The sequence below is a fragment of the Sporosarcina psychrophila genome, from assembly GCF_001590685.1.
Taxonomy (GTDB): domain Bacteria; phylum Bacillota; class Bacilli; order Bacillales_A; family Planococcaceae; genus Sporosarcina; species Sporosarcina psychrophila.
In genome coordinates, this window is the sequence record NZ_CP014616.1 from 3,285,332 (window position 1) to 3,310,662 (window position 25,331).

General features: G+C 43.5%; 23 protein-coding genes and 1 pseudogene. 2 read left to right on the forward strand and 22 right to left on the reverse strand.

Annotated features, from left to right (window positions below; all coding sequences use genetic code 11):
• Positions 1 to 48: 48 nt before the first annotated feature.
• The 9 genes and pseudogenes from fabG to AZE41_RS15735 all read right to left on the reverse strand — a co-directional run bounded on the left by fabG (position 49) and on the right by AZE41_RS15735 (position 9,494).
• Positions 49 to 795 (reverse strand): 3-oxoacyl-[acyl-carrier-protein] reductase, encoded by a 747-nt coding sequence (gene fabG, locus AZE41_RS15695; RefSeq protein ID WP_067211318.1) that lies wholly within the window; start codon positions 793 to 795, stop codon positions 49 to 51.
• Positions 795 to 1,739 carry an ACP S-malonyltransferase gene (gene fabD, locus AZE41_RS15700; protein WP_197485331.1) on the reverse strand — a complete coding sequence of 315 codons (945 nt, stop codon included), beginning with the start codon at positions 1,737 to 1,739 and terminating at the stop codon, positions 795 to 797. The genes fabG and fabD overlap by 1 nt, the downstream gene beginning before the upstream one ends.
• A complete protein-coding gene (gene plsX, locus AZE41_RS15705; RefSeq protein WP_067211322.1) occupies positions 1,739 to 2,728 on the reverse strand; it encodes a phosphate acyltransferase PlsX in 990 nt (329 codons plus the stop codon). Before plsX ends, fabD begins: the two co-directional genes overlap by 1 nt.
• Positions 2,725 to 3,309, reverse strand: a complete 585-nt coding sequence (gene fapR / locus AZE41_RS15710; RefSeq protein ID WP_067211325.1) for a transcription factor FapR — start codon at positions 3,307 to 3,309, stop codon at positions 2,725 to 2,727. Before fapR ends, plsX begins: the two co-directional genes overlap by 4 nt.
• 369 nt (positions 3,310 to 3,678) lie before the next feature.
• Positions 3,679 to 5,721 (reverse strand): ATP-dependent DNA helicase RecG, encoded by a 2,043-nt coding sequence (gene recG, locus AZE41_RS15715; RefSeq protein WP_067214017.1) that lies wholly within the window; start codon positions 5,719 to 5,721, stop codon positions 3,679 to 3,681.
• Positions 5,708 to 6,616, reverse strand: coding sequence for an L-serine ammonia-lyase, iron-sulfur-dependent, subunit alpha (sdaAA, locus tag AZE41_RS15720; protein WP_067211327.1), 909 nt, complete (start codon positions 6,614 to 6,616; stop codon positions 5,708 to 5,710). The genes recG and sdaAA overlap by 14 nt, the downstream gene beginning before the upstream one ends.
• Before the next feature lie 28 nt (positions 6,617 to 6,644).
• Positions 6,645 to 7,307, reverse strand: a complete 663-nt coding sequence (gene sdaAB, locus AZE41_RS15725; protein ID WP_067211330.1) for an L-serine ammonia-lyase, iron-sulfur-dependent subunit beta — start codon at positions 7,305 to 7,307, stop codon at positions 6,645 to 6,647.
• 138 nt (positions 7,308 to 7,445) lie between these two features.
• Positions 7,446 to 9,113, reverse strand: a pseudogene (locus tag AZE41_RS15730) (DAK2 domain-containing protein).
• Between the two features lie 18 nt (positions 9,114 to 9,131).
• Complete coding sequence (locus AZE41_RS15735; RefSeq protein ID WP_067211331.1) at positions 9,132 to 9,494, reverse strand: Asp23/Gls24 family envelope stress response protein; 363 nt, start codon at positions 9,492 to 9,494, stop codon at positions 9,132 to 9,134.
• Positions 9,495 to 9,711: 217 nt separating this feature from the next.
• Here AZE41_RS15735 and rpmB point away from each other — a divergent pair, with 217 nt between their 5' ends.
• Positions 9,712 to 9,900 carry a 50S ribosomal protein L28 gene (gene rpmB / locus AZE41_RS15740; RefSeq protein ID WP_067211334.1) on the forward strand — a complete coding sequence of 63 codons (189 nt, stop codon included), beginning with the start codon at positions 9,712 to 9,714 and terminating at the stop codon, positions 9,898 to 9,900.
• Positions 9,901 to 9,972: 72 nt separating this feature from the next.
• Here rpmB and spoVM read toward each other — a convergent pair whose 3' ends face one another.
• The 13 genes from spoVM to gmk form a co-directional block, all read right to left on the reverse strand.
• Positions 9,973 to 10,119: a stage V sporulation protein SpoVM gene (gene spoVM, locus AZE41_RS23725; RefSeq protein ID WP_418064629.1), complete on the reverse strand. Its 147-nt coding sequence runs from the start codon at positions 10,117 to 10,119 to the stop codon at positions 9,973 to 9,975.
• Positions 10,120 to 10,132: 13 nt separating this feature from the next.
• Positions 10,133 to 10,786 carry a thiamine diphosphokinase gene (locus AZE41_RS15745; protein ID WP_067211337.1) on the reverse strand — a complete coding sequence of 218 codons (654 nt, stop codon included), beginning with the start codon at positions 10,784 to 10,786 and terminating at the stop codon, positions 10,133 to 10,135.
• Complete coding sequence (gene rpe, locus AZE41_RS15750; RefSeq protein ID WP_067214018.1) at positions 10,783 to 11,451, reverse strand: ribulose-phosphate 3-epimerase; 669 nt, start codon at positions 11,449 to 11,451, stop codon at positions 10,783 to 10,785. The genes AZE41_RS15745 and rpe overlap by 4 nt, the downstream gene beginning before the upstream one ends.
• On the reverse strand, positions 11,444 to 12,337 hold the full coding sequence (gene rsgA, locus AZE41_RS15755; RefSeq protein ID WP_067211340.1) for a ribosome small subunit-dependent GTPase A: 894 nt from the start codon (positions 12,335 to 12,337) through the stop codon (positions 11,444 to 11,446). Before rsgA ends, rpe begins: the two co-directional genes overlap by 8 nt.
• Positions 12,338 to 12,365: 28 nt before the next feature.
• A complete protein-coding gene (gene pknB / locus AZE41_RS15760; protein WP_067211342.1) occupies positions 12,366 to 14,381 on the reverse strand; it encodes a Stk1 family PASTA domain-containing Ser/Thr kinase in 2,016 nt (671 codons plus the stop codon).
• Positions 14,378 to 15,136: a Stp1/IreP family PP2C-type Ser/Thr phosphatase gene (locus tag AZE41_RS15765; protein ID WP_067211345.1), complete on the reverse strand. Its 759-nt coding sequence runs from the start codon at positions 15,134 to 15,136 to the stop codon at positions 14,378 to 14,380. The genes pknB and AZE41_RS15765 overlap by 4 nt, the downstream gene beginning before the upstream one ends.
• A gap of 33 nt (positions 15,137 to 15,169) precedes the next feature.
• On the reverse strand, positions 15,170 to 16,534 hold the full coding sequence (rsmB, locus tag AZE41_RS15770; protein WP_067211347.1) for a 16S rRNA (cytosine(967)-C(5))-methyltransferase RsmB: 1,365 nt from the start codon (positions 16,532 to 16,534) through the stop codon (positions 15,170 to 15,172).
• Complete coding sequence (fmt, locus tag AZE41_RS15775) at positions 16,531 to 17,472, reverse strand: methionyl-tRNA formyltransferase (RefSeq protein ID WP_067211350.1); 942 nt, start codon at positions 17,470 to 17,472, stop codon at positions 16,531 to 16,533. The genes rsmB and fmt overlap by 4 nt, the downstream gene beginning before the upstream one ends.
• On the reverse strand, positions 17,469 to 17,990 hold the full coding sequence (gene def / locus AZE41_RS15780; RefSeq protein ID WP_067211352.1) for a peptide deformylase: 522 nt from the start codon (positions 17,988 to 17,990) through the stop codon (positions 17,469 to 17,471). Before def ends, fmt begins: the two co-directional genes overlap by 4 nt.
• A 103-nt stretch (positions 17,991 to 18,093) precedes the next feature.
• Complete coding sequence (gene priA, locus AZE41_RS15785) at positions 18,094 to 20,505, reverse strand: primosomal protein N' (RefSeq protein WP_067211355.1); 2,412 nt, start codon at positions 20,503 to 20,505, stop codon at positions 18,094 to 18,096.
• Positions 20,495 to 21,712 carry a bifunctional phosphopantothenoylcysteine decarboxylase/phosphopantothenate--cysteine ligase CoaBC gene (gene coaBC / locus AZE41_RS15790; RefSeq protein WP_067211357.1) on the reverse strand — a complete coding sequence of 406 codons (1,218 nt, stop codon included), beginning with the start codon at positions 21,710 to 21,712 and terminating at the stop codon, positions 20,495 to 20,497. The genes priA and coaBC overlap by 11 nt, the downstream gene beginning before the upstream one ends.
• Positions 21,713 to 22,030: 318 nt before the next feature.
• A complete protein-coding gene (gene rpoZ / locus AZE41_RS15795; RefSeq protein WP_067211360.1) occupies positions 22,031 to 22,255 on the reverse strand; it encodes a DNA-directed RNA polymerase subunit omega in 225 nt (74 codons plus the stop codon).
• Between the two features lie 3 nt (positions 22,256 to 22,258).
• Entirely contained in the window at positions 22,259 to 22,876 is a 618-nt protein-coding gene (gmk, locus tag AZE41_RS15800; protein WP_067211363.1) for a guanylate kinase, read from the reverse strand.
• 157 nt (positions 22,877 to 23,033) lie between these two features.
• Between gmk and AZE41_RS15805 the strand changes: the two genes are divergently transcribed.
• On the forward strand, positions 23,034 to 24,725 hold the full coding sequence (locus AZE41_RS15805; RefSeq protein ID WP_067211365.1) for an Rqc2 family fibronectin-binding protein: 1,692 nt from the start codon (positions 23,034 to 23,036) through the stop codon (positions 24,723 to 24,725).
• Positions 24,726 to 25,331: the final 606 nt, after the last annotated feature.

Here is a 25,331-nt window from a genome sequence, read left to right on the forward strand (position 1 = left end):
GAAAAGCATAGGCGCTAGAGCAGACACCAAAGCGCTTTAACACCTCTATTACATTACCATACCACCATCAACATGAATCGTTTGACCCGTAATATAAACCGCATCCTCCGATAATAAGAACAGGACAGTACGTGCTACATCTTCAGGTCTGCCAAGTTTGCCTAGCGGAATAACCGATAGCATTTGATTCTTCACTTCTTCGCTCAATGCATCCGTCATATCCGTCGTAATGAAACCAGGCGCTACTGCGTTTACATTAATGTTGCGTGAAGCAAGTTCTTTTGCCGCCGTCTTTGTAAAACCGATGACGCCAGCTTTTGCTGCTACATAGTTTGCTTGTCCAGGATTTCCAGAAACACCGACAATCGATGCAACGTTGACGATTCTTCCTGCACGTTGTCTCATCATTTGGCGAGTGACGCCTTTTGTACAAAGAAAAACACCTTTTAAATTGATATTAATGACATCGTCCCATTCGTCTTCTTTCATACGCATGAGCAAATTGTCTCTCGTAATACCTGCATTATTGACAAGGATATCAATAGATCCAAACATTTCCAAAGTTTTATCAACCATGTTTTTAACACCGTCAGCATCGGATACGTCTGCCTGAATAGCGAACGCTTCTCCACCGGATTCTGTAATCAACTTAACGACGTCATCCGCTTTATCCTTACTTCCGCTGTAGTTGACAGCAACTCGTGCGCCTTCTTTAGCAAGAAGTAGTGCTATTTCACGGCCAATTCCACGTGATGCTCCCGTGACAATTGCGGATTTCCCATCAAATCTACCCATTACGACCACCCTTTCGAAGCTTCGATTACCGTTTGCAATGTCTCTTCATCATAGACTGGGAACACCGTTACACTCCGGTCAATCTTTTTAACGAGGCCACTTAGTACTTTTCCTGGACCACATTCGATGAAATGAGTAACTCCAAGGTCAAGCAATGTACGTACGGAATCTTCCCAAAGTACCGGGGAATAAAGTTGTTCGACGAGGAAGCCTTTTATATCCACACGATCAGTAACGACCGAAGCATTCACATTAGCAACAACTGGAATGGATGCATCCTTCATCTCGACCTCATCAAGTGCAGCCCGCAGTTTTTCTGCCGCCGGTTGCATAAGTGAAGAGTGAAACGGTCCGCTTACATCCAGCGGAATCGCTCTTTTCGCGCCCGCTTCTTTCAATTGGACACACGCTTTCTCGACGCCTGCTTTCGTACCGGAAATAACGATTTGTCCCGGACAATTCAAGTTGGCCGGTTGTACAGCGAAACCATCTGCTGTAATAGCATCTGTTACTTCTTTTAACTTCTGCCCATCAAGTCCAATAATTGCCGCCATTGCCCCTTCACCAGCAGGCACCGCTTCATTCATGTACAAGCCTCGCTTATGAACGACTGACACTCCGTCTTCAAATGACATTACACCCGAGGCAACGAGTGCCGTATATTCCCCAAGACTATGTCCTGCCGTAAAGTCTGGCGTAACGCCTTCGTCTATCAATCGCGAAGCAATCATCGATCCGACGGTAAGTAGTGCTGGCTGCGCATTGTATGTCAGCGTCAGTTCATCTTGAGGTCCTTCTAGAATTAATTGACTAAGTTGAAAATCAAGTACACGGTCTGCCTGTTCTAAGAATTGCTTACTTTTGTCATGCGTTTCCGCGAACTCTTTTCCCATTCCAGCCGATTGTGAACCTTGTCCTGGGAAAATGAATGCAATCTTTGTCATCAATTTTCCACCTTTCTTATCGTTTCACGAATTGTTCCACAAACATCATATTCCACCATTGTTCTCGCTTGCCGAACGGCGTTCAATATAGCATTCGCATTTGAAGAACCATGTGCTTTAATAACAGGCGAATTCAAACCAAATAAACCCGCCCCACCATACTCTGTGTAATCCATTTTGTTTTTCAGTCCACGCAAATCGTCTTTCACAAGTGCTGCAGACAGTTTTGACTTCAATGAAGCGCTATACACTTCTTTCAACATAGAGAAGAAAGCAGATGCAGTCCCTTCCAGCGTTTTCAGAACCATATTACCCGTGAAGCCATCTGTAATGACGACGTCCGCCACGCCAGTCAATAGATCACGCGACTCAACGTTGCCGATAAAATTAATGGGCGCTTTCGAAAGCAAGTCAAAAGCAGCCTTTGTCAATTCATTCCCTTTTCCTTCTTCGGTTCCGATATTTAATAAGCCGATGCGTGGATTTTCAAGCCCCCGCACCTTTGTGGCGTAGATACTTCCCATAACCGCATATTGTTCAAGATGAGATGGTTTCGCATCCGAATTTGCACCAAGGTCCAGCATGACAAATCCTTTTCCATCGATCGTCGGAAGTGTAGGTGCTAAGGCAGGTCTCTCAATACCATCAATCCTACCTACGATGAATAGACCTGCCGCCATTAAAGCACCTGTATTACCAGCAGAGACGCAAGCTGAAGCTTCGCCATCTTTAACAGCTTGAGCCATCCTTACCATTGACGCATCTTTTTTCCGGCGGATAGCACGAACCGGCTCATCGTCTGGTTCAATTTTCTCTGTACAGTGAATCACTTTAAGGCGGGCATGCTCCTTTAAGAAAGGTGCCATCGCCTGTTCATCACCATAAATATGTATGTTTATATCTTCGAACTCAGCGAGACTTTTAAGCGCACCGGCAATTATTTCACCAGGCGCATGATCTCCGCCCATTCCATCTACAGCTATGATCATTTTAATTCCCCCTGCTTCCTATCAGTCGTCCGGTACATGTGAAATTCGCCAGTGAATACCGTTTCGTCATTGACCGTCGATGCGACCATGACTAATGTCCGCTTTTCTCCCAGACTTTCTTTCTTCACTTCTGCACGTGCAACAACTCTATCGCCAGCTCTCACCGGTTTCAAAAAGTCAATGGTCGACTTCACAGTCAAAGCAAGATCATCATTCATAACTGCAACAGCAAGCGAGTTTGCCTGGGCAAACAGATGATGTCCACGCGCAATTCCGTTACGCTGGAAGACATGATCTTCAGTCACATCAAATATCGACAGCGCCCTCTTATCGAGTTCCATATCGATGATATCCCCAAAGACCTCATCGGAGTGAAGAGACTTCACTTCCTCTTTCATCGTTCGAGACGCAACCGTTTTCAAACGTTCCCGAAGTTCGGGAATTCCGCGCTCTAGCCTGTCCAAACGTATCGTCTGGACACTTACAGTAAAATGTTCCGACAATTCTTCATCTGTCAGGAATGGATTTTCTTCAAGCAACTTTCCAAGCAGTCGTTGCCTTTCCTTTTTAGGCATTCTCAATCGGTTCACCTTCCGGATTAGCACTTGGTACTAATAGCAGTATATAAAAATAGAAAAAAGAAAGCAAGCACAGAAATGCGGAGACGACCGTTTAGATGCGACAGGCATAAGACGATTTGGCGGAGCGGCGCCCTTTGCCGCACAGCCGAAGCGGCTTATGACCCGAGCATCTGGGAGTCGAAGCTAGACAGCACTGAAATGCGGAAGCGCCTGTTTAACCCCGAAAAGCGCATGAAGCTGGACAGCACAGAAATGAGGAGACGACCGTTTTTAAGGAACGCAGCCTAAGTTCGCCGCATCGTGCGGCAATTAGGTGGGATGCTAGTTTAGTTCACCCTCCCAGCCGCATGACCGACATCCTGCAGGCCCTCAATCAATCCTATCGCCGCTTAGAGCACCCGACTCTTCAAGATGTGATCGAAGAATCGCGTATTCCTGATCTTCCCAAAAGTGAAGCGACTCTAATAGTTGTTCCGCATCTTTCCTTGCCGTTTCGAGCGCCCTATAATCGTGGACGGGATCTGCTACTTTAAACTCAGGCATACCGCTTTGCTTTTTCCCAAAGAAATCGCCGGCACCTCTTAGTTCGAGGTCCTTTTCTGCTAAAACAAATCCATCATTCGTTTCTGTCATCGTTTGCATCCGCTCTTTTCCCTCTTCGGTTTTGGGATCAGCAAGCAGAACGCAATAGGATTGCTCGGCGCCCCGACCTACTCGCCCCCTCAGCTGATGGAGTTGAGCAAGTCCAAAGCGCGTCGCGTCGTAAATAAGCATGAACGTCGCATTTGGTACGTTGACTCCGACTTCAACGACAGTCGTCGACACTAGAACATCGATTTTACCTTCACTGAAATCGCGCATGATGGCATCTTTATCGTCCGAATGAAGACGGCCATGCATGAGACCGACTGTGTATTTACCACTAAAATGAGTCGAAAGCTGACTATGGACATCCACTGCATTTTGGACATCTAATTTGTCGGATTCCTCGATTAATGGACAAATAACATATGCCTGACGTCCGGCACTTAATTCATTTTCCATCTTCCGTAAAACTGGAAGAAGGGAATCCTCTTTCAACCAATGTGTTTCAATAAGTTTTCGGCCAGCCGGCAACTCATCGAGTATGGAGACATCCATTTCACCAAAAGCAGTAATAGCAAGCGTTCGTGGAATCGGAGTTGCAGTCATGAATAGAACATCAGGATTCAATCCTTTATCCCGTAAAACGCGCCGTTGTTCGACACCGAAACGATGCTGTTCATCCGTAATAACCAACCCAGGATTTTTAAAGATGACATCAGGTTGAATGAGGGCGTGCGTGCCGATAAGCAAATCCACTTCACCTGATTCAAGTTTTTCAAGCAAATCTCTTCTCGCCTTCGCCTTTGTAGATCCAGCGAGGAAAGCAACTGTAATGCCGTGCGGTTCAAGCCATTCTGCAAGCGTAGATGCGTGCTGTTCGGCAAGGATTTCTGTAGGTGCCATAAGGGCCCCCTGAAATCCTGCCGTGATAGCAGCATACAAAGCGATTGCCGCTACGACTGTCTTTCCGGAACCAACATCTCCCTGAAGGAGACGGTTCATCCTAGTCGGACTTTTTAGTTCCCCACATAATTCATTGACAACCCGCTTTTGAGCCCCTGTCAATTCAAATGGCAATGCTGCGATGAAAGTCTTCACTTTGGCAAGGTCATAGTCGATAGCTACACCTTTCTCCGCTTCTTTTCGTGCTTTCTTCATGCCCAGCATCTTCAGCTGGAACATGAGCAGTTCCTCATAGACAAAACGTCTTCTCGCATGTTTCACATCAGCAGGGCTTGTTGGAAAATGAATCATCTCAAGTCCATTTCCGATGGCTGGCAATCGATACATTTCACGAATATCAGCGGGTAGTGATTCTGCGTGCTGACCGACAGCTGCATCCAATGCACTTCGCATGAAGCGCCGAAATGTCTTCTGATGCATAACACCTTTCAAACTGTATACCGGCTCAAAATCAGCTTGATCTGTTTTTGGGCCGTCCTTGAAGTTGCTTACATTGATTACTTGCCTGCCCCGATCCCATTTCCCAGTAACTGTGACAATCGTCCCAAGTGACAAACGCTCTTTTAAGTAATGTTGATTGAAAAAAACCGCCTTCACAAGATGCCTTCCGGCAAGAAGACGGATTTGTAAACGGGATCTATTTTTCCCCAAGAAAAGAATGGAAGGCTCACTTTCGACCCTTCCTTCAATTGTGACTCGTTCATTATGCGGGGTTTCAGTCAAATCTTTTAACCTGAAGTCTTCATGACGGTACGGGAACGTCATGAAGAGGTCTTGAAGCGTTGAAACTCCAAGTGCCTCAAGCTGTTCGCCGGCCGCTTTTCCGACTCCTTTTATCGTCGTGACAGAATCATGAATTGACAGTGTCACTATCTACCTTATCCTTACCAAATATCTTCGCTTCAAGCGCTTTTCCGGTTGGCGTAGCAGCCAATCCGCCTTTAGCTGTTTCCCGTAACGCTGAAGGCATTGACTTACCTATTTTATGCATCGCTTCAATTACTTCATCTGTAGGAATACGGCTAACGACGCCTGCTAGTGCCATATCTGCTCCAACGAGTGCCTTTGCCGCTCCCATTGCATTCCGTTTCACACATGGTACTTCAACAAGTCCAGCAACCGGATCACAGACAAGACCTAACATATTCTTCATAACGATAGAAAATGCTTCTGCACTTTGTTGTGGAGTCCCGCCCGCCATTTCAACAATTGCAGCGGCTGCCATTGAACCTGCTGAACCTGTTTCCGCCTGGCATCCACCTGCTGCGCCTGATATCGATGCATTATTCGCAACGACAAACCCGAAAGCACCAGACGTAAATAAATAATTAATCATTTGTTCCCGTGAAGGATTCAATTTATTTTTCACCGCAAACAAAGTACCAGGTACAATTCCTGCTGCACCCGCTGTTGGCGTTGCACAAATCGTCCCCATTGCTGCGTTTACTTCATTCGTAGCGACTGCCTTACTGACAGCATCCATGACCACATCGCCGCAAAGAGATTTTCCTGATGCCATATACTTTTGAATAAGAACCGCATCACCACCCGTAAGACCGGATGCTGAATGCACCCCCTGCAATCCTCTTTCTACCGCCTTCTCCATCACCGTTAAGTTATTGTCCATCTGCGCGATGATTTCTTCTCTTGTACGTTTTGTTATAAGAATTTCTTGTTCAATCATGATTTCTGAAATAGGCTTGTTCTGCGACTCTGCAAGTGCAACGAGCTCTTTAACGTTACTAAATAAAACGTCCATCTATGTTTGCCTCCTATTTTACAGTTCTTTAGTTTGCCAATGTCGAAACTTGCGTTACATTCGGCAATGATTCCAACTCATTTATCAGTGCTACGTCGATCATTTGATCAACTTCAATCACCATAAGGGCCATATCCCCTTTTTCTTTTCGGTCAACTTCCATATGTGCAATATTTATATTTAGTTTTGCAATTGCGTTGGAAACGCTTGCAATAACACCTGAACGGTCATTATGAACGATGAGAAGTGCTGGGTAATGCCCCGATAATCGAAGCGGGAATCCGTTAAGTTCAACAACTTCCATCGTTCCGCCACCTATAGAAATTCCAGTCAGTTCCATAACTCCCTCACTGTCCCCAATTACAAGACGGGCCGTGTTCGGATGTACCGCCTCTTCCTCTTCAGGAATAAATTCAAAAGTCAATCCAAGTTTCTCTGCATCAGCAAACGCAGACTTTATACGCTCATCGAATGTATCATAATCTAATAATCCACCAATAATTGCTACATCCGTACCGTGTCCTTTATACGTTTCTGCAAAAGAACCATAAAGATGAACCCGAGCCCATTCCGGCTGTCTGCCAAACAGTGTTCGTGCGACACGGCCGATTCTTGCAGCGCCGGCAGTATGTGAAGATGATGGCCCTATCATAACTGGTCCAATTATATCGAAAACTGATCTGAATTTCATAAACGCTACCCCCTCTTAATAAGCACGTACTGTTATTCATTTTACATGAGTTTTGCTCTAAAGACAAAAGATGTTGTTCCTTGTCGACGCAAGTAAAAAGCAGTGCGGCTTTTTACAGGCGCACTGCTCGTTACTAGTTTATTCAACTGAAATGATATATGGATACAATGGTTGTTTTCCGTTATAAAGTTCAACTTCTGCGTGATCAAAGTTATCCTCTACATAACTTACGATTGCAGAAGCATCTTTCTCGCTAATGTCTTCACCATAAATAATTGTAACAATTTCATCATCTTCATCAATGATCGAGTTCAATAGTGTTTTCATGACATTTTCAAGTGAAGGTGCAGATGTAATAATCTTACCACCTGAAATACCCATGAAGTCGTCTTTTGTAATTTCAACCCCGTCAATCGATGTATCTCTTACTGCATGTGTAACTTGTCCCGTTTTCACGAACGATGCAGCCTCTGTCATCGCTGCGACGTTTACACTCACTTCTGCTTCCGGATTGAATGCAAGTATAGCAGCAAGTCCTTCGGGTACTGTTTTTGTAGGAACGACAGCTGCTTCAATCCCGATCACATCGGCCGCTTGCTGTGCTGCCATAATGATGTTTTTGTTGTTAGGTAAAATGAGCACTCGTTCAGCACCGACTGCCTCAATTGCCTTGACAATATCTTCTGTCGATGGATTCATCGTCTGCCCGCCTTCAATAATGGCAGAGGCACCTACGCTTTTCAGTAATTCAGAAATACCTGCTCCCATAGCAACTGTTACGACCGCGTATGGATGTTTTACAACTTCTTTTTTCGCCGCATTTTGTACCGAATAATTTTCTCCGACGATTTCGAGATGCTGCTGACGCATATTTTCAATTTTAATTTTAATAAGGGAACCGAATTTCTGCCCGTAACTAAGTGCGTCACCCGGTTCTTCTGTATGGATATGTACTTTCGCAACTTCATCATCAGAAATAACAAGTAAAGAATCACCGAATTGACTCAATCCTTGGCGGAATTCGGATTCATCGTATGGACTCGTTTGCAGTTTATCATCCTCGAACTTAACCATGAATTCCGTGCAATATCCGAATTCAATGTCTGCCGTATTCATGAACCCTTGGACGCTGCGATGATGTTCCGCACTCACTAAGTCGTCCATGGAATCGACGATAGTTCTTGCTGGTAGTTCTTCACCTTTTAAGCATGCCAAGAAGCCTTCGTATACATAAACGAGACCTTGTCCACCACTATCAACAACTCCAACTTCCTTCAATACAGCTAATAAATCCGGTGTCCGCTCAAGTGATGCTTGTGCTTCTTTCACTATAGCTTCCATTACTTCAATAATGTCATCTGTAGTCGCAGCTTTTTCTACTCCGATAGTAGAGGCATCTTTTGCGACGGTTAAAATTGTTCCTTCAACAGGTTTCATAACCGCTTTATAGGCCGTTTCAACGCCATACTTCTAGGCACCTGCAAATTGTCCTCCATTGACAGTCGCTTCATTTTCAATCGCTTTTCCGAAACCACGGAATAACTGTGAAAGAATAACGCCGGAATTACCGCGCGCGCCCATCAGCAATCCTTTCGATAACGCTTGTGCAGTTTGACCGATATGGGCAACCGCATTTTCTTCAGTTTCCTTCGCTCCTGAAGTCATCGATAAATTCATATTCGTACCTGTATCACCATCAGGTACCGGAAAAACATTTAGTGAATCGACATAATCGGCATTTTGATAAAGATGATGTGCACCCAACTTTATCATTTCCGCAAATTTCAAACCATCTATGGTCTTCATAGAAATTATTTCCTCCTCTTACAGGTTCGTCACTCGGACTCCCTGGACAAAAATATTAACAGATTTCACAGTCATGCCGACTGTCTTTTTCAATGTATACTTCACTTTTGATTGTACTTGGTAGGCGACTTCTGAAATTTTAGTACCATATCCAACAATGATATACATATCGATATGCGTATCATCGCCAAGATTACGAACGATGACTCCCCGCGTGAAATTTTCTTTCCCTAGGATTTCAGTAAGGCCATCTCTTATCTGATGCCTTGAAGCCATTCCGACAATCCCATAACACTCGATAGCCGCCTCACCAACCACTTGGGTAATGACGTCATTCGTAATATCGATTTTGCCGTATTCATTCTTTACTTCGATTGACATGTGTAATACCCCCTGGATCCTTTTTCACTAACCCCATTGTACTATACCTGTTATAATAATAAAAGAAAGCGATTCTATGACTTTTAAACGTGTAAAGGCTTTTACCTTGAAAGATGTCACAAAAAAGGTTGCAACACGTTTACGCATATGATACATTATTATGGTATGCGAATAAAGAAGTAAATCACTTAATCAACATTCGCAAGGAGGTACTATTATGTCTAAAGAATGTGTTATTACAGGACGCAAAGCCCGTACAGGCAATGCACGCTCCCACGCAATGAACGCAACTCGTCGTTCATGGGGTGCGAACCTTCAAAAAGTCCGAATTCTCGTTAACGGTAAACCTAAACGTGTATGGGTCTCTGCTAGAGCCCTTAAATCAGGTAAAGTTCAACGTGTGTAAAGGACTGTAATTAAAGTTTAAGCGCCTTGGTATTTAAACTTTAAAGAAAATAAAACGCCGGGCTGAATTTCTTCAGCCCGACGTTTTTTCTTTTTTCCTTTTTTTATTCTTGGTGTTGCTCGCAGTAGCTTTCGGTGAATCATCCTTCTGGAAAACAACCATACACTTCCTTACTACTCCACTCACAAATTTCGGCATTGTGAAAGTATAAACTCGCAATTCCCCACTCCTTTCAGGAATCTGAACTCCTTACCATTAAGCATATGCCCTCATGGAACGATATAGTACAGACTTCTTCAGCCAGTTCATTACTTGTAAATAACGTCATGCCAGTTTCGAGCGTAGCATCTACCATTTCGAATTTGAAACCGGTAAGTGTAAGTCCACTAACTACCCCATTGAATGAAAAAAATGATATGTATTTAAAACGATCATCCGACGTCACTTGATAACTTCCAGGTGTAAGTATAAAAAGTTCATTCGTCCCATTACGAATCGAGAATGACGTATCATTATGAGCTATTTGAAGCCGGTACAGAAGATGAAGGGCTGATTCCATATGATCCAGCCTCCCTCCTGTAACTCCCGTCAAAATGACACACTCTGGCCCGTAGGAAAGAGCACGATCTACTGCAAGTTCCGTATCAGTCTCATTTTTTTCCGAACGAAATCGTCCGATTATGCGGACTGCGGCGGCTATCTCATCGTATTCACTTTTCGAAACCGAATCAAAATCCCCCACTGCTTCAAGAGGAACAATACCTCTTTGCAGCAAGTGAAGTGCACCTCTATCCGCTCCGATGAACACCGTATCTTTATGATGAAATTCCGTCAAGTCAGCTATTTCTGAATCGGGCCCGCCCGCACAAACGACTGCATACTTCATTTTCTTAGCGCACCTTCACCAGCAGCTTTTATCCGGCGTAAAGCTTCTGCACGATCAGGTGCATTGTAGATAGCTGATCCTGCAACTAAGATTGTAGCACCCGCTTCAACACACGGGATAATCGTTTCTTCATTAATGCCGCCATCGATTTCAATTTCAATCGGAAGTCCTCGCTCACGAATAATATCGGCTAGCTGTTTCACTTTCGGAACGACTGAATGAAGAAACTTCTGGCCACCGAATCCGGGATTGATTGTCATGATTAGGACCAAGTCAATTTCATCTAGAACATGAAGAATCGTTTCAATCGGTGTATGCGGATTCAAAACAACGCCCGATTTCACCCCGTGAGACTTAATCAGTTGCAATGTGCCGTGCAAATGAGGGCATGCCTCTACATGAACCGTAATATAATCAGCTCCGGCTTTTGCAAATTGTTCAATATACAGGTTTGGATTTTCAATCATTAAATGGACATCCAGCGGCAACTTCGTTACTGGTCGAAGTGCCTCAACAACAATCGCTCCCATTGTAATGTTCGGAACGAAATGTCCGTCCATGACATCGATATGGATTAGTGCAGCGCCCGCTGCTTCCACTTCTTTTACTTCTTCGGCAAGCTTTGAAAAGTCTGCTGCTAAAATTGAAGGTGCAATTTTAATCATGTTTTTCATACCTCGGCTTTCGGTCAAGTATTTCTTGCATGAACTGCAAGTAGTGATCATAGCGATGACGTGGAATTTCTCCAGTCTCTACCAACTCTTTTACTGCACACTTTGGTTCTTTCAAGTGCAAGCAACCTCTGAATCTACAGTTTGGCGCAACTTCATCCATATCTACAAAGTAATGAGACAATTCTTCTTTTTCGATATGATCGAATTCGAGAGAGCTGAAGCCTGGGGTATCCGCGACAAGACCACCTGATATCTCAAGCAACTCAACATGTCGCGTTGTATGTTTTCCGCGTCCAAGCGCTTCTGATATTATCCCTGTTTTCAATTCAAGCACAGGCAATACCGTGTTCAACAACGTTGATTTACCAACACCTGATTGCCCGGCAAGAACTGTAGTCTTGCCTTCAAAATAAGGTTTCAATAAGTCAGTCAGTTGAGGATCGTCAATAAAAGTCTCTATAACATCATAACCGATTTTCTTATAATACGCCGCTGATTCAGCTACCATTTTCAGTTCATCAGCATTCGCAAGATCCTTTTTCGTTAGGCAGATAATTGGTTTTACGTCGAACGATTCGACGACAACCAAAAACCTGTCTAATAGATAAAGGCTGAATGCCGGTTCCACTATGGAGAATACAAGCAACGCCTGGTGAACATTCGAGATTGGCGGACGGACAAGTTCATTGAACCGCTCATGGACTTCAGTGACTGTTGCATCATTATCTTCAACACGTACATAGGTCACGAAATCTCCAACCAGCGGATGAATACCACGGTTTCTAAATACTCCACGTCCTCGACATTGAATGATTTCTCCGTCATTTTCTACATAATAATACCCGCTGATTGCTTTTCTGATTTGTCCTTCTGGCATTCTTTCACCCCTTCTAATTAGAGTCACTCTAATTGACCAATTCTGCAATGATAGGTTTTGAATCGCGCGTAACCTTATATGACCCAGTCTGTCCTTCTTCCAAGTTAAATGAAATTGATCTTTCCGTCGTTTCTGTGATTGAAAACTCATCAAAAACATCCGTTATCTTATTATTTTTGTCTTGAATGTAAATTTTAATAAGTTGTGGGACTGGAGCAGGCTGTTCCACTACTCCCGAGTTGTCTCCATCATCCTCTCCATCACCTTCGTCACCATCTTCATCGCTAGGACTAGGGCTAGGCTCAATCACTTCAGGTACATACTCAATTGTCACCTTTTTGACAACGAACTTATCGGGTTTTTTCTCTGGACCTTTTGATACGACGACTTCGACTTTCCCACCTTTTACAATTTCTGTTTTCCCATTTGGTGTTTGCGAAATGACACTACCTTTAGGCACTGTTGAAGAATAATCTTCTCTCACTGTATTTATAGTTAAACCTGATGACTCTTCATAATCTTCCAGCCGGTCCTTGTCATATCCTCTTAGATCGTCAAGAATTTGCTTTTCTTGGCCTTTACTAACAGTAAACAGTAAATCGGTTTCACTGAGAATTACTTCCCCTGAATCTGGTTCTTGTCCAATGATTGTACCCTCTGGTTTATCAGAAAACTCTTCTATAGAATCAATCGACTTAAAAAGTGTATCGTCTAAAGAAGCCATAACTTTATCGGCATTTTCGCCAATATAATCGGCTAAGGTGCTTTTTTCTTTACCGGTACTAATATACAAGGTGATCTCGGAGTCAACACCCCGTTTCTTCCCTGCCTCGGGTATCGTTTTAATGGCTTCCCCTTCATCAACATCATCGGATTGCTGTCCCTCAGTTACAACCGTATTAAAGCCTGTGCTAGAGAGCACATCCCTAGCCTCCGTTTCTTCCATTCCAGCCACAGTCGGAATAACAGCCTTTTTAGGGCCAAATATACCTGGAATAAGGGACAACAAAAGTATCAGGATTGCAATGCCAGCAATTCCACCAACAATGAATGGCCATTTCTTGCGTTTTTTCGGTGGTGTTGGCGGCGGGGATTGTTCAATTGTTACTGGTTCGATCTTCTTAGTCGCTTCAACGCTATCAAATTTTGTAGTTTCACTAACGATTGGTATCGCGCGCGTGCGGTCATCATCGAAGACAATTGCGAATCTCTTCTCATTTGCCCGTTCGGGTGACAGTACAGTTAGCAAATCATCATACATTTCATCTGCTGAATCATATCGATATGTAGCATCTTTCATAGTCGCCTTCAAAATAACATTTTCTAAACTTTGTGGAATTGAAGGGAATACCATTCTTACTGAGGGCGTCTCTTCTTGTAAATGCTTCAATGCAATCGCAACTGCAGTATCCGCTGTAAATGGCAATTCACCTGACAGTAATTCGTAAAGTACGATGCCTAATGAATAGATATCAGACTTTTTTGTCGCCATTCCGCCACGTGCTTGTTCGGGTGACAAGTAGTGAACCGTCCCAATGACTGAATTCGTTTTTGTATGTGCTGTTGCACTAAGTGCCATCGCGATACCAAAATCAGTAATTTTAACATTCTCATCCGAATCCATTAAAATATTCTGCGGTTTAACATCACGATGGACGATTCCATTATGATGAGCATTCGCAATTGCAGATACAATCTGTTGCATAATCGGCAAAGCTTGCTTAGGCGTCAAGGCCCCATTATCTTGGATAAACTTCTTCAAGGTTTGTCCTTCGATATATTCCATCACCAGGTAATGCAGTTCACCCTCTTCGCCCACATCGAATATATCAACAATGTGCGGGTGCGTCAGACTCGTTGCGGAAAGTGCTTCTCGTTTAAACCTTCTTTTCAATGCCTCTTCATTCGCAAAATCATAATTAAGAACCTTAATGGCAACATCGCGGTCCAGGATGACGTCATGTGCTAGATATACTTTTGACATGCCGCCGTCACCAATATTCCTTACAATTTCATAACGTCCACCTATTCTTGATCCAATCATGGATTAGTCGCCTCCACTTCAGTCGAGTCGATTAGAATTACGGAGATATTGTCTTCCCCGCCCATCTTGTTCGCTAAATCCACAAGTTCTTCCGTCTTTTCATGCAACGTAGCGTTTGATAGAACTATTTCACTCATCGATTGTTGACTTACTTTATTGCTCAGACCGTCCGTACAAATAAGCATATACATGCCCTCTTCTAACTCAAGCGAATAAAGATCGGGTACAATCGTTTTTTCAGAACCAACTGCTTTCATAATCCAGTTTCGTTGTGGATGAACTGCTGCCTCTTCCAAGGTAATTTCCCCACTGTCAAGAAGTGCATTTACGTAGGAATGGTCTCGCGTTACTTGCCGCACACCTTTCCCATCGATTGCGTAGACACGGCTATCACCAGTATGCGAAATAAGACAAGAACGTCCACGAATGAGAGCTACTTCAAGCGTCGTTCCCATTCCCTTATACGCTTCATTTTCGTTTGCATGTTTGTAAAGTATGTCATTTGCGAGAATGACCGCTTCCTGCAGCCACTGCGCCAACTTATCTTCTGCTTCAAACGTCGAACTATCAAGTTTCATGAATTGCTCGCCAATTACTCTGACTGCTGTCGAACTCGCGTAATCCCCCCCCAGGTGGCCACCCATACCGTCCGCTATCACGGCAAGCATAACGCCCTTTGGAAGTGTGTATACAGCCGCACTGTCTTCGTTGACCGTTCGTTTCTTGCCGATATCCGTCAAGACTTCAAATTGCAACGTCCATCCCACCTTTTGCCTCGAATTCTTAGCTCACTTACTTTTTTTCCGGAAAGCAGCAACAAAAAAGCCATCGCTGCCAAAGTGTTGCGGAAGTACTTGAAGCGTGTTATCTTCAATCGCCAATTTCTCGTTTCCAGTTAGTTGCGGTAAAGGGATTTTCTCCATATCCGTATGACGCACAAGGAATCGTTCAACCATTCCCTGGTTTTCGGCATACTCCACTGTACACGTACTATAGACAATAACCCCGTCAGATTTAATCAATTCACGAGCAGTATCTAGAAGGTCTGATTGAATCGACGTCAACGCATCGAAATCAGCTTGTGTTTTATTGTACTTAATTTCAGGCTTTCTACGGATGACACCAAGACCGCTACAAGGTGCGTCGACAAGAATACGATCGAATGAGGACAACTCGTATAGCTCAGTCAATTTCCTGCTGTCTCCACTCAATGCTTTGATTGACGTTAAGCCAAGGCGAGTCGCATTTGCTTCAATAAGTTTCAGTTTATGTTCATGTAAATCATGTGCAAAAACTTCACCTTTATCGTTCATTTTTTCAGCGATGTGGGTTGTTTTCCCACCAGGTGCCGCACACATATCGAGTACTTTCATACCTGGCGATAAATCAAGAGCAAGAACAGGTAGCATCGAACTTTCGTCTTGAATAGTGATAAGTCCTTTTTTATAGGCTTGCGTATTTGCAGGATTGCCACTATCTGAAATGATGCACTCCGGTACAACTTCGCCTTTTCTTACTTCAACACCTTCTGATTCGAGTAAAGCAATGACTTCGTCTGGCGTTGTTTTTGCTGTATTGACGCGAATTGTCATCGCTGCTGGATGATTATTTTCATGTGCCATAATGGCCGCGTCTTCTTCACCAAATTGTTCATTCCAACGCTTAATCAACCATTCCGGATGACTCGTTTCGATAGAAGTTTTCAACGTACCATCTTGCATTTCATCAAGTGAACGGACACCTTTACGCAACACGGAGCGAAGAATACCATTTACAGTTGGTGCTATCCGTTTATGACCGCGTCTTTTCGCAATTTCAACTGCTTCGTGAACAACAGCATGCGGTGGGATTTTTGTTAAATAAACGATTTGATATAACGATAACCGAAGAAGCTCTCGAACCCAGCCATCCAATTTACCACGGACAAACGGCTCAAGATAATAATCGAGTGTCATGCGGTGTTGAAGTGTGCCATACGTCAATTCCGTTAACAAGCCACGATCTTTCGTTTCTATACCATACTTTTCAATTGTTCTATGCAGCAATAGATTGCTATAAGCTTGATGATCATTTATTTCCATCAATATTGAAAGAGCAGCGTCTCGGACGTTGCCATTCCATATTTTCTTTTTCGGTCTAGTATTTATATTCATTCAAAACGGTCCCCCTTACTCCATTTAGATCCGGTTCCGCGAATAAATTCACCCGCCGGCATCCGTTTTTTCCCGGCTGGTTGAAGATCCGTAAGTGCAACAGCGATGTCATCGCCCGCTTTTACAATAATACGATCACTATCGATTGCAATAATCGTTCCTGGTAACGCACTGTCAGTTGTATGGATTTTCTCACTCCACCAAATCTTGACGTTTTCACCTTGGAATGCGGTGTATGCAACTGGCCAAGGATGAAGTCCACGGATTTTATCGTAGATTGCCTTTCCACCTTTAGACCAGTCAATCCGTTCTTGTTCACGGGAGATGTTACGCGCGAACGTCACGAGTGATTCGTCTTGAACTGTTTGTTTATTTGTTTCGTTTAAAATAGAAGGCAATGTCTCTTTCAGTAGTGCCGTCCCTGCCACAGATAATGCAGTGAACATACTTCCTGTGTGATCCGTATCAGAAATAGGCACAATCACTTGTGAAATAATATCGCCTGCATCAAGTTTTTCGACCATATACATGATTGTGACGCCCGTTTCTGTTTCGCCATCCATGATTGCCTGGTGAATCGGCGCACCACCGCGATATTTAGGTAGAAAGGATGCGTGTACATTAATGCAACCGAGCCGAGGGACTTCTAGCAGTTCCTTCGGTAAAATCTGGCCAAATGCTGCAGTCACGATTAAATCTGGTTTAAGCGCAATAATTTCCTCAAGTTCAGCAGAACCTCTCAGTTTTTCAGGTTGAATAATCGGCAGTCCAAGCCGTAGTGCTTCAACTTTTACTGGAGGTGGTGTTAAGACCCTCTTTCGCCCGACTGGTCTGTCCGGCTGAGTGACAACTGCCACGATAGTATGCCCTTCATCAAAGAGCATTGTGAGGACAGATACCGAAAACTCTGGTGTTCCCATAAAGACAATCTTCGTCATTTCAGCTCACCTCCACCGCTTTCCCCTACTATCTCTGCTTCTTCTGTTTCTTCTAATTCAGACGGATCAACAACACGAATGATTTTCGAATCAAATAATACGCCATTTAAATGATCGATTTCATGAAGAATCGCACGTGCTTCATAATCTTCTGCTTCTAATTCATAAAGTGCGCCATTGCGTTCTTGCGCTTCAATGCGTACGAAAAATGGTCTTTCTACTTCGCCGAATAAATCCGGAAAACTTAGACAACCTTCTACTTCTATTTCGGATCCTCCGGTTGCTGTTACAACAGGATTGACCATCTCAATAACGTCTTGCCCTTCGCCCATATCGACAATCGCGACACGCACTGCTTCGCCAATTTGTGGTGCAGCGATTCCTATGCCATCCGCCGCCACCATTGTGTCGTACATATCATCTAGCAGTTTTGAAAGCTTCTTATCAAATTTCACTACTTCTTTACATTGTTGTTGAAGAACCGGAGCCGGATGCTTCACAATTTCACGTATTGCCAAATCTATTCCTCTTTTCTGTCTTGTTATCTAAGATGTAATTTAACCTTGTACTGCGGATTGGGGCTGACATGGATATTTCACGTCCAGACTCCAGCGCTTTTGTTTAGTATATTGACGCCGGTTCTACATCAACGGTCATTATCAGTCCTGATTTAATCCAGTCCGTCCGGTAATACTTAATGAGCTGCTGCAACGTTTCTGTCAACTTCGGCTCTTTTTTGTATTTTATCAAACATTGGTAGCGATATCTATTGTTCACTCGACTGATAGCGGAAGCAGTTGGTCCGATGACGACTGTGCCTGCAGATAAGTTCTGTTTTAAGTAGCGTGCTCCCTTTTCTGCAAAGTCAGCTACTTTCAATAAATCCTCGTGCGTAAACTGAACAAGCGTGACGAAATAGAAGGGTGGATAGCCATATTGTCTTCTGGCCGCCATTTCCATCGTATAAAAAGGCTTATAATGCTGTGCTTTCGCTAATTCGATTGCGTAATGTTCAGGGGAATAAGTCTGGATGAAAACCTCTCCAGGCAATTCGTGACGTCCAGCTCGTCCACTTACTTGCGTCATTAGTTGAAAGGTTTTTTCAGCGGCACGGAAATCAGCTAAATGGAGTGTTGTATCTGCGGCAAGCACACCGACAAGTGTAATATTCGGGAAATCTAGCCCTTTCGCAATCATTTGCGTCCCGAGTAGGATATCCGCCTGTCCTTCACTGAACTGTCTAAGAAGCCGCTCGTGTGAACCTTTTTGCCTCGTTGTATCGACATCCATTCGAAGGACACGTGCTGTAGGAAACAGTTTCGCAATTTCTTCTTGCGCTTTTTGGGTCCCTGTTCCGAAAAACCGGATATGTTCACTTTTACATTCCGGACAAACGAGCGGCACTCGTTCTTCATGACCGCAATAATGGCATTTTAACTGTTCGTGTGCACGATGATAGGTCAACGAAATATCACAATTTGGGCATTCAACGACAGTACCGCAATCCCGGCAGAGTACAAAAGATGAAAAGCCTCGCTTATTCAGAAACAGCACGATTTGCTCTCTTTTTTCCAATCGGATACGGACCGCTTCCGCAAGCGGCAATGAAAACATCGAACGATTTCCGGTTTTCAATTCCTCTCGCATATCAACGACTGTTACTGTTGGCAGGGCCTGATCTTTTGGTCGTTTCGTTAGTGTAAGCATGGTATATACACCTTTTGATGCACGTGCATATGATTCCAGTGACGGCGTTGCACTTCCTAAAATAACAGGACAATTGTAATACTCCGCGCGTTTAATCGCAACGTCCCTTGCATGATAGCGCGGTGTATCATCTTGCTTGTACGTCGATTCATGCTCTTCATCGAGAATGATAATACCAATATTTTCAAACGGGGCAAATATCGCCGACCTTGCACCAATGACGACTTTTACTTCCCCCCGTTTTATCTTCCGCCATTCATCGTATTTCTCACCGGCAGACAAGGCGCTGTGCATAACTGCAACGAGCGAACCAAAACGCTCTTTGAAGCGCGACGTCATTTGCGGGGTTAATGATATCTCTGGGACAAGGACGATTGCTTCTTTGCCTTTATCCAAAACGCGTTTAATGGCACGTAAATACACTTCTGTTTTTCCACTTCCTGTAACGCCATGAAGTAGGAATGTTTCTGCTTTTTGATTGTCTTCGGATGTTGCTATATGATCAAGTGCAATTTGCTGTTCGTCTGTCAAGATTTCGGGTATCGCTGTATCTTTCAATTGAGGCGCATCAGGTTCACGGTACACTTCAGCAAGTTCTTCGAAGGCTGCGCCTCTTTCAATGACAGTTTTCAGCACAGCCGGTTGAATTCCCGACTGTTCCATCAGTTGTTTTGCACTGATCGTTTTCCCTGCATGCTCCAACATCCAGCGAAGTAATTCAGCTTGTTTTTTCGCATTGGAGTGACTAGAGTCAAGCAAAGTTTGCAGTGTTACCTCATCTGCCATTCGAATCATCCGCACTTTTTTCACAGCAGTTTGCTGCCCTACGGCCGTATCGACCGTGACAATTCCTTCTGAAACATACTTTTTTAACATTTTCATCAATTCTGCTGAATCTACTTCTTTCAACTGAATCCGTTTCCTGCCCGCAAGAAAAGCTTTAAAATCAGCGTCTTCAATTCGTTCCGGTTCTTCGACAATGATGAACTTTTCATATTTTGCACGCATCGCAGCAGGTAACATCACTTGGAGGGCATCAATTTCATATGACAACGTCTCAACCGCGAGCCAGCGCGATAATTCGAGCAGTTCACTAGAAATGACCGGATCCAAATCAATAAGTTCATCAATCGGTTTAATTTTGCCGAGTGCAAGCTCACTTTCGTCCTTCAACATTGTTACGTAACCAAGCACTTTCCTGGGTCCAAACGGAACTTTCACTCTGGTTCCAGGCTCAATCACAGATTCCAATGCTTCTGGAACGAGGTAATCAAACGGCCTGTCGATTGGATAAGCCGCTACATCTACAATGACTTCAGCGATCATTTAGTTGATCACTTTCTTCTTTAATAATTGTTTCCAGCAATAGAATGGCGAGTTCTTTTTTCGGCATTGCTCGGAATGGCATATGTGATCCGTTTTTCGAAAGAAGTGTGACAACGTTTGTATCCTTCCCGAATCCAGCATCCGGATCAGTCACGTCGTTGACGATAATATAATCAAGGTTTTTACTTTCTAGTTTGCCTATGCCATAACCTACTGCATTTTCAGTTTCAGCAGCAAAGCCAACAAGGATTTGTTTCGTTTTCATTGAACCGATTGTTTTCAAGATATCAGTTGTTCGTTCAAGTTCAATAACAGAGTCCCCTACTTGTTTCTTCATCTTTTGGGGCTGAATCTCTCTCGGGCGATAATCCGCTACAGCAGCTGCTTTGATAACGATTGCCGCATCATCGAATTGTGTTCGGACGGCTTCAAACATCTCTGCCGCACTTTCAATATCAATGACTGTTACTCCCGCTGGCTTGTCCAATCCAACAGGTCCCGAAATAAGGACAGTCTCAGCACCGAGTTTAACTGCTGCTTCTGCCATCGCATAGCCCATCTTGCCACTTGAAAAATTCGAGACATATCGTACCGGATCAATCCGTTCACGTGTCGGACCTGCCGTGATCACAACTTTCTTTCCTGAAAGCGGAAGATATTTGGACGTTGTAAACCGTTCTGTTATCAGTTCTACAATCTTTTCGGGTTCTTCCAATCGACCTTTTCCTACATAACCGCATGCCAAAAAGCCTTCAGAGGGCTCGATGAATTTATAGCCATCTTCGTGCAGCGTAGTAATATTTCGTATAACTGCTTTATTTTCATACATATGGACATTCATTGCAGGTGCAATCCAGACCTCAGCCTGAGTAGCTAAGAGTGTAGTCGTTACCATATCGTCAGCAATCCCATTCGCGAGTTTACCAATTACATTTGCTGTGGCTGGAGCAACTATGACAAGATCAGCCCAATCTGCCAAATCAATATGTGCAATCACACGGGAATTTTTTTCATCGAACGTATCGAAAAAAACATCGTTTCGTGACATCGCTTGAAATGTAAGTGGTGTGACAAATTCCTTTGCCGATTCAGTCATAATGACCTTTACGTCCGCTCCTGCCTGAGACAACTTACTTACAAGTGCAACAGCTTTATAGACCGCGATTCCGCCAGTTACACAAAGGAGGATTTTTTTATTCAACAACATGATCTCATCCCTTCTAAAATGACAAACTCCCAAAGAAAAACTCGTTTCTAAGGGAGTATCACGTTTATTTATTATGATATGAAAAGCGTAAGGAGCCGTGAACAAATGAACGCAGCCTAAGTTCGCCACGTCCTGTGGCAACAGCTGCATGACCTACATCCTGTAGGCCCGCGACAGGCATAAGACGGACCGGCGAAGCGGCGTAATTTGCCGCGTAGCTGGGCTGACTTATGTCCCGAGCGTCTGGCGACTGAAGCCTAGACACCATTTCGAATCGAAAATCCCACTGTCTATTAAGTACAAAGATAGCTGGACTTATTAAACTTCGTCTTCGTAGACGATTGAATCGTCCGATTTCTTTTTAGAAAGTACACCGGCTGCCACTTCTTCAAGTGCTTTACCGACATTCTTGTTAGAGACATAAGAAGTAAGAAGCTTATTGCCCTCTTCTTGCATTTGACGCGCACGTTTTGAAGCGAGTGTTACAAGTGTGTATTTCGAGTCGATTTTTTCTTTTAGAGAATCGATTGATGGAGTTAACATTGATTATTCCCCTTTCAGCATACCTAGATAGATTTTTTCTACACGTTCTCTGCGGCAATGTTCGGCAGTGACAATGGCATTGATGCGATCGCAAGCGTTTGTCACTTCGTCGTTTTCTACGACATAATCGTACAAGTTCATCATTTCAAGTTCTTCACGCGCTTTCAAAATACGTGTTGCAATGACATCCGCTTCTTCAGTACCTCTTCCTACAAGTCTGTCTTCGAGTTCAGATAAACTTGGCGGTGCAAGGAAAATGAATAATCCGTCTGGAACTTTGGCACGCACTTGTGCCGCTCCGACAACCTCGATTTCGAGGAATACGTCTCTCCCAGCGTCAAGCGTTGCATTAACATAATCAAGCGGAGTACCGTAATAATTGCCTACGTATTCAGCATATTCAAGAAGTCTATCTTCTTCAACCAACTGTTCGAATTCAGCCCGCGATTTGAAAAAATAATCGGAGCCATCCACTTCACCTTCGCGTGGACTTCTCGTCGTCATTGAAATCGAGTATTCATAATTCGTATCAGGTTGTGTAAAAAGCTCTTTTCGAACCGTCCCTTTGCCCACACCCGAAGGTCCAGATAGAACAATTAGAAGCCCACGTTGTTTGTACATGCAATCCCTCTTCTTATCTAATCTAATTTTACAGTGGAGCTTCAGCACAATCATGCCGGCTCCGATCGTTATCGATCGAAACAATCTGTTCATATTATACCATATATGCTTGTTGTAGTGCTAAAATAGGGAAAAACGATTTGAAAGAGGAATCCTAATGGCATTTGATGGTTTATTCACAACGGCTATGGTGCAGGAGCTACAAGTCTTGAAAAATGGACGTATCTCCAAAATCCATCAGCCGAACGCACAAGAAGTCGTATTTCTAATCCGTGCAGACGGTAAAAATCAAAAACTACTTATTTCAATTCACTCGGCGTATTCACGTATTCAGTTGACAGAAGAAGCGATTACAAATCCTTCTGAACCGCCTATGTTTTGCATGGTTCTTCGTAAACACTTAGAAGGTGGGTCGATTACTTCCATCGGCCAATTCGGGACGGATAGGATTATCACGATTGACGTGAAGGCGAAAAATGAAATTGGTGATGATATTAACAGACGATTGTATGTCGAAATCATGGGCAGGCACAGTAACTTGCTGCTTGTAGATCCCGACCGCGACATCATCGTTGATAGTATGAAACACTTGCCACCATCGGTAAATAGTTACCGAACAATATTACCGGGTCAACCTTTCATACCAGCTCCTCCGCAGGATAAAACAGATCCATTTGCGGTAACTGAAGAACAATTTAACGGGTTGCTACCAGAGTTAGAAAGTGCCCGTGAAGTCGTCCAACGATTTTCAGGCTTTTCACCAGTTAATGCGGAGGAATTATTATACCGCTTAAAAAATGCTCCAGAAGCGAATAAATTCATCGTTTTCACATCACTCCTTGGATCATTCAAAGGAATAGCTAGCACACCAAATATTTCGGAAATTGGTACAAAAACCGTATTTTCAGCGACAGCGCTAACACATTCCGATAAGACGATTGCGGAATACAAGACGCTGGGTGATTTGCTGGATAAAGTGTATTTCGCTCGTGCTGAAAGAGAACGTGTGAAGTCACAAGCCGCGGACTTAGAGCGTTGGCTCGACAATGAAGTTGCTAAACTGAATTTGAAAGTGAAGAAACTCGTAAAAGAAAGAGAAGCCGCTGGAAAGCTAGATACATTCCAACTTTATGGAGAATTACTTACTGCCAATAGTTATGCCATTGAAAAAGGTGCAACGGAAGCAATTGTCGCCAACTATTACGAGGAAGGGACAACTGTAACCATACCGCTTGATCCTAGAAAATCACCAATTGATAACGCGCAACGGTTTTATTCTAGGTATTCCAAAGCGAAAACAGCACTTATCATGATTGCTGAACAGCTTGAAAAAACGGCAGAAGATATCGCCTACTTTGAAATGATTAAACAGCAAGTGTTACAAGCATCCCCTATAGACATCGCAGAAATACGTGAAGAGTTGGCGGAACTTGGTTTTCTGAAGGCCCGCAAGTCGAAAAAGAAACTGAAACCGAAAAAACCAGTACCTGAAACATATGTATCATCTACTGGTGTGAAAATTTCAGTGGGCAAGAACAATAAGCAAAATGACTATTTAACATTTAAAATTGCATCCCGGGAACAAACTTGGCTCCATACTAAGGATATCCCTGGATCACACGTTGTCATACACGAGGCGGATCCAGACGAAGAGACAATTCGTGAAGCGGCTATCCTTTCTGCTTATTTCAGCAAAGCCCGCGGATCATCAGCAGTACCTGTTGACTACACAGAAGTCAGGCATGTGAAAAAGCCGAACGGATCTAAGCCTGGATTTGTTATTTATTTTGAACAAAGGACTATATTAGTTACGCCAGATGAGGATATTGTTATGAAACTACGAAAATAACTTCTAACGGCACCTCTTGCTTAAAATCCAGCAGACTTCTGTTGATTAACCAATTATTCACATGAAATACGGGTGAGTAAGGCTTGGGAAAACCCGTTTTCACTGGATCATTTTCGGTTCGATTTCGGCGAACTAATAACAACACTTTTTTCGGTAATCCTATTGGGAATAGTTGCCTGTCACGTCCCTACAATGTTCAAGTGAAAAATGCAGTTAGGTTTAAATGAAATGAATAGATGACTTTCTATAGAAATTGTAAGTGCCCGAAGATGCAATTTCGGGCACTCTAGTACTTTGTACAATGCGCTCCTTGCTTACCTTTAGCAAAGAGTATGCATGTAATCATGTGATACCTTATAGAAAGTGGCACTTCTTTACTAGTAAAAAGAGAAACCCTAAAGAATCTCTCAGCCGCCAAAATTGTATCTTTGGCGGCTTTTATCCAAGTAGATGCCCCTCTAAATATAAAATGCTATTCCACATGGTTATCATAAATGTGGAATAGCATTTTTTTGTTTCAAGAAAGTTATTTCAACTTTTTATTATACCCAAATTAAGTAAGTATACGTTTTTCAACATTATGTATTTTCTAGTCTCCAGCACTTT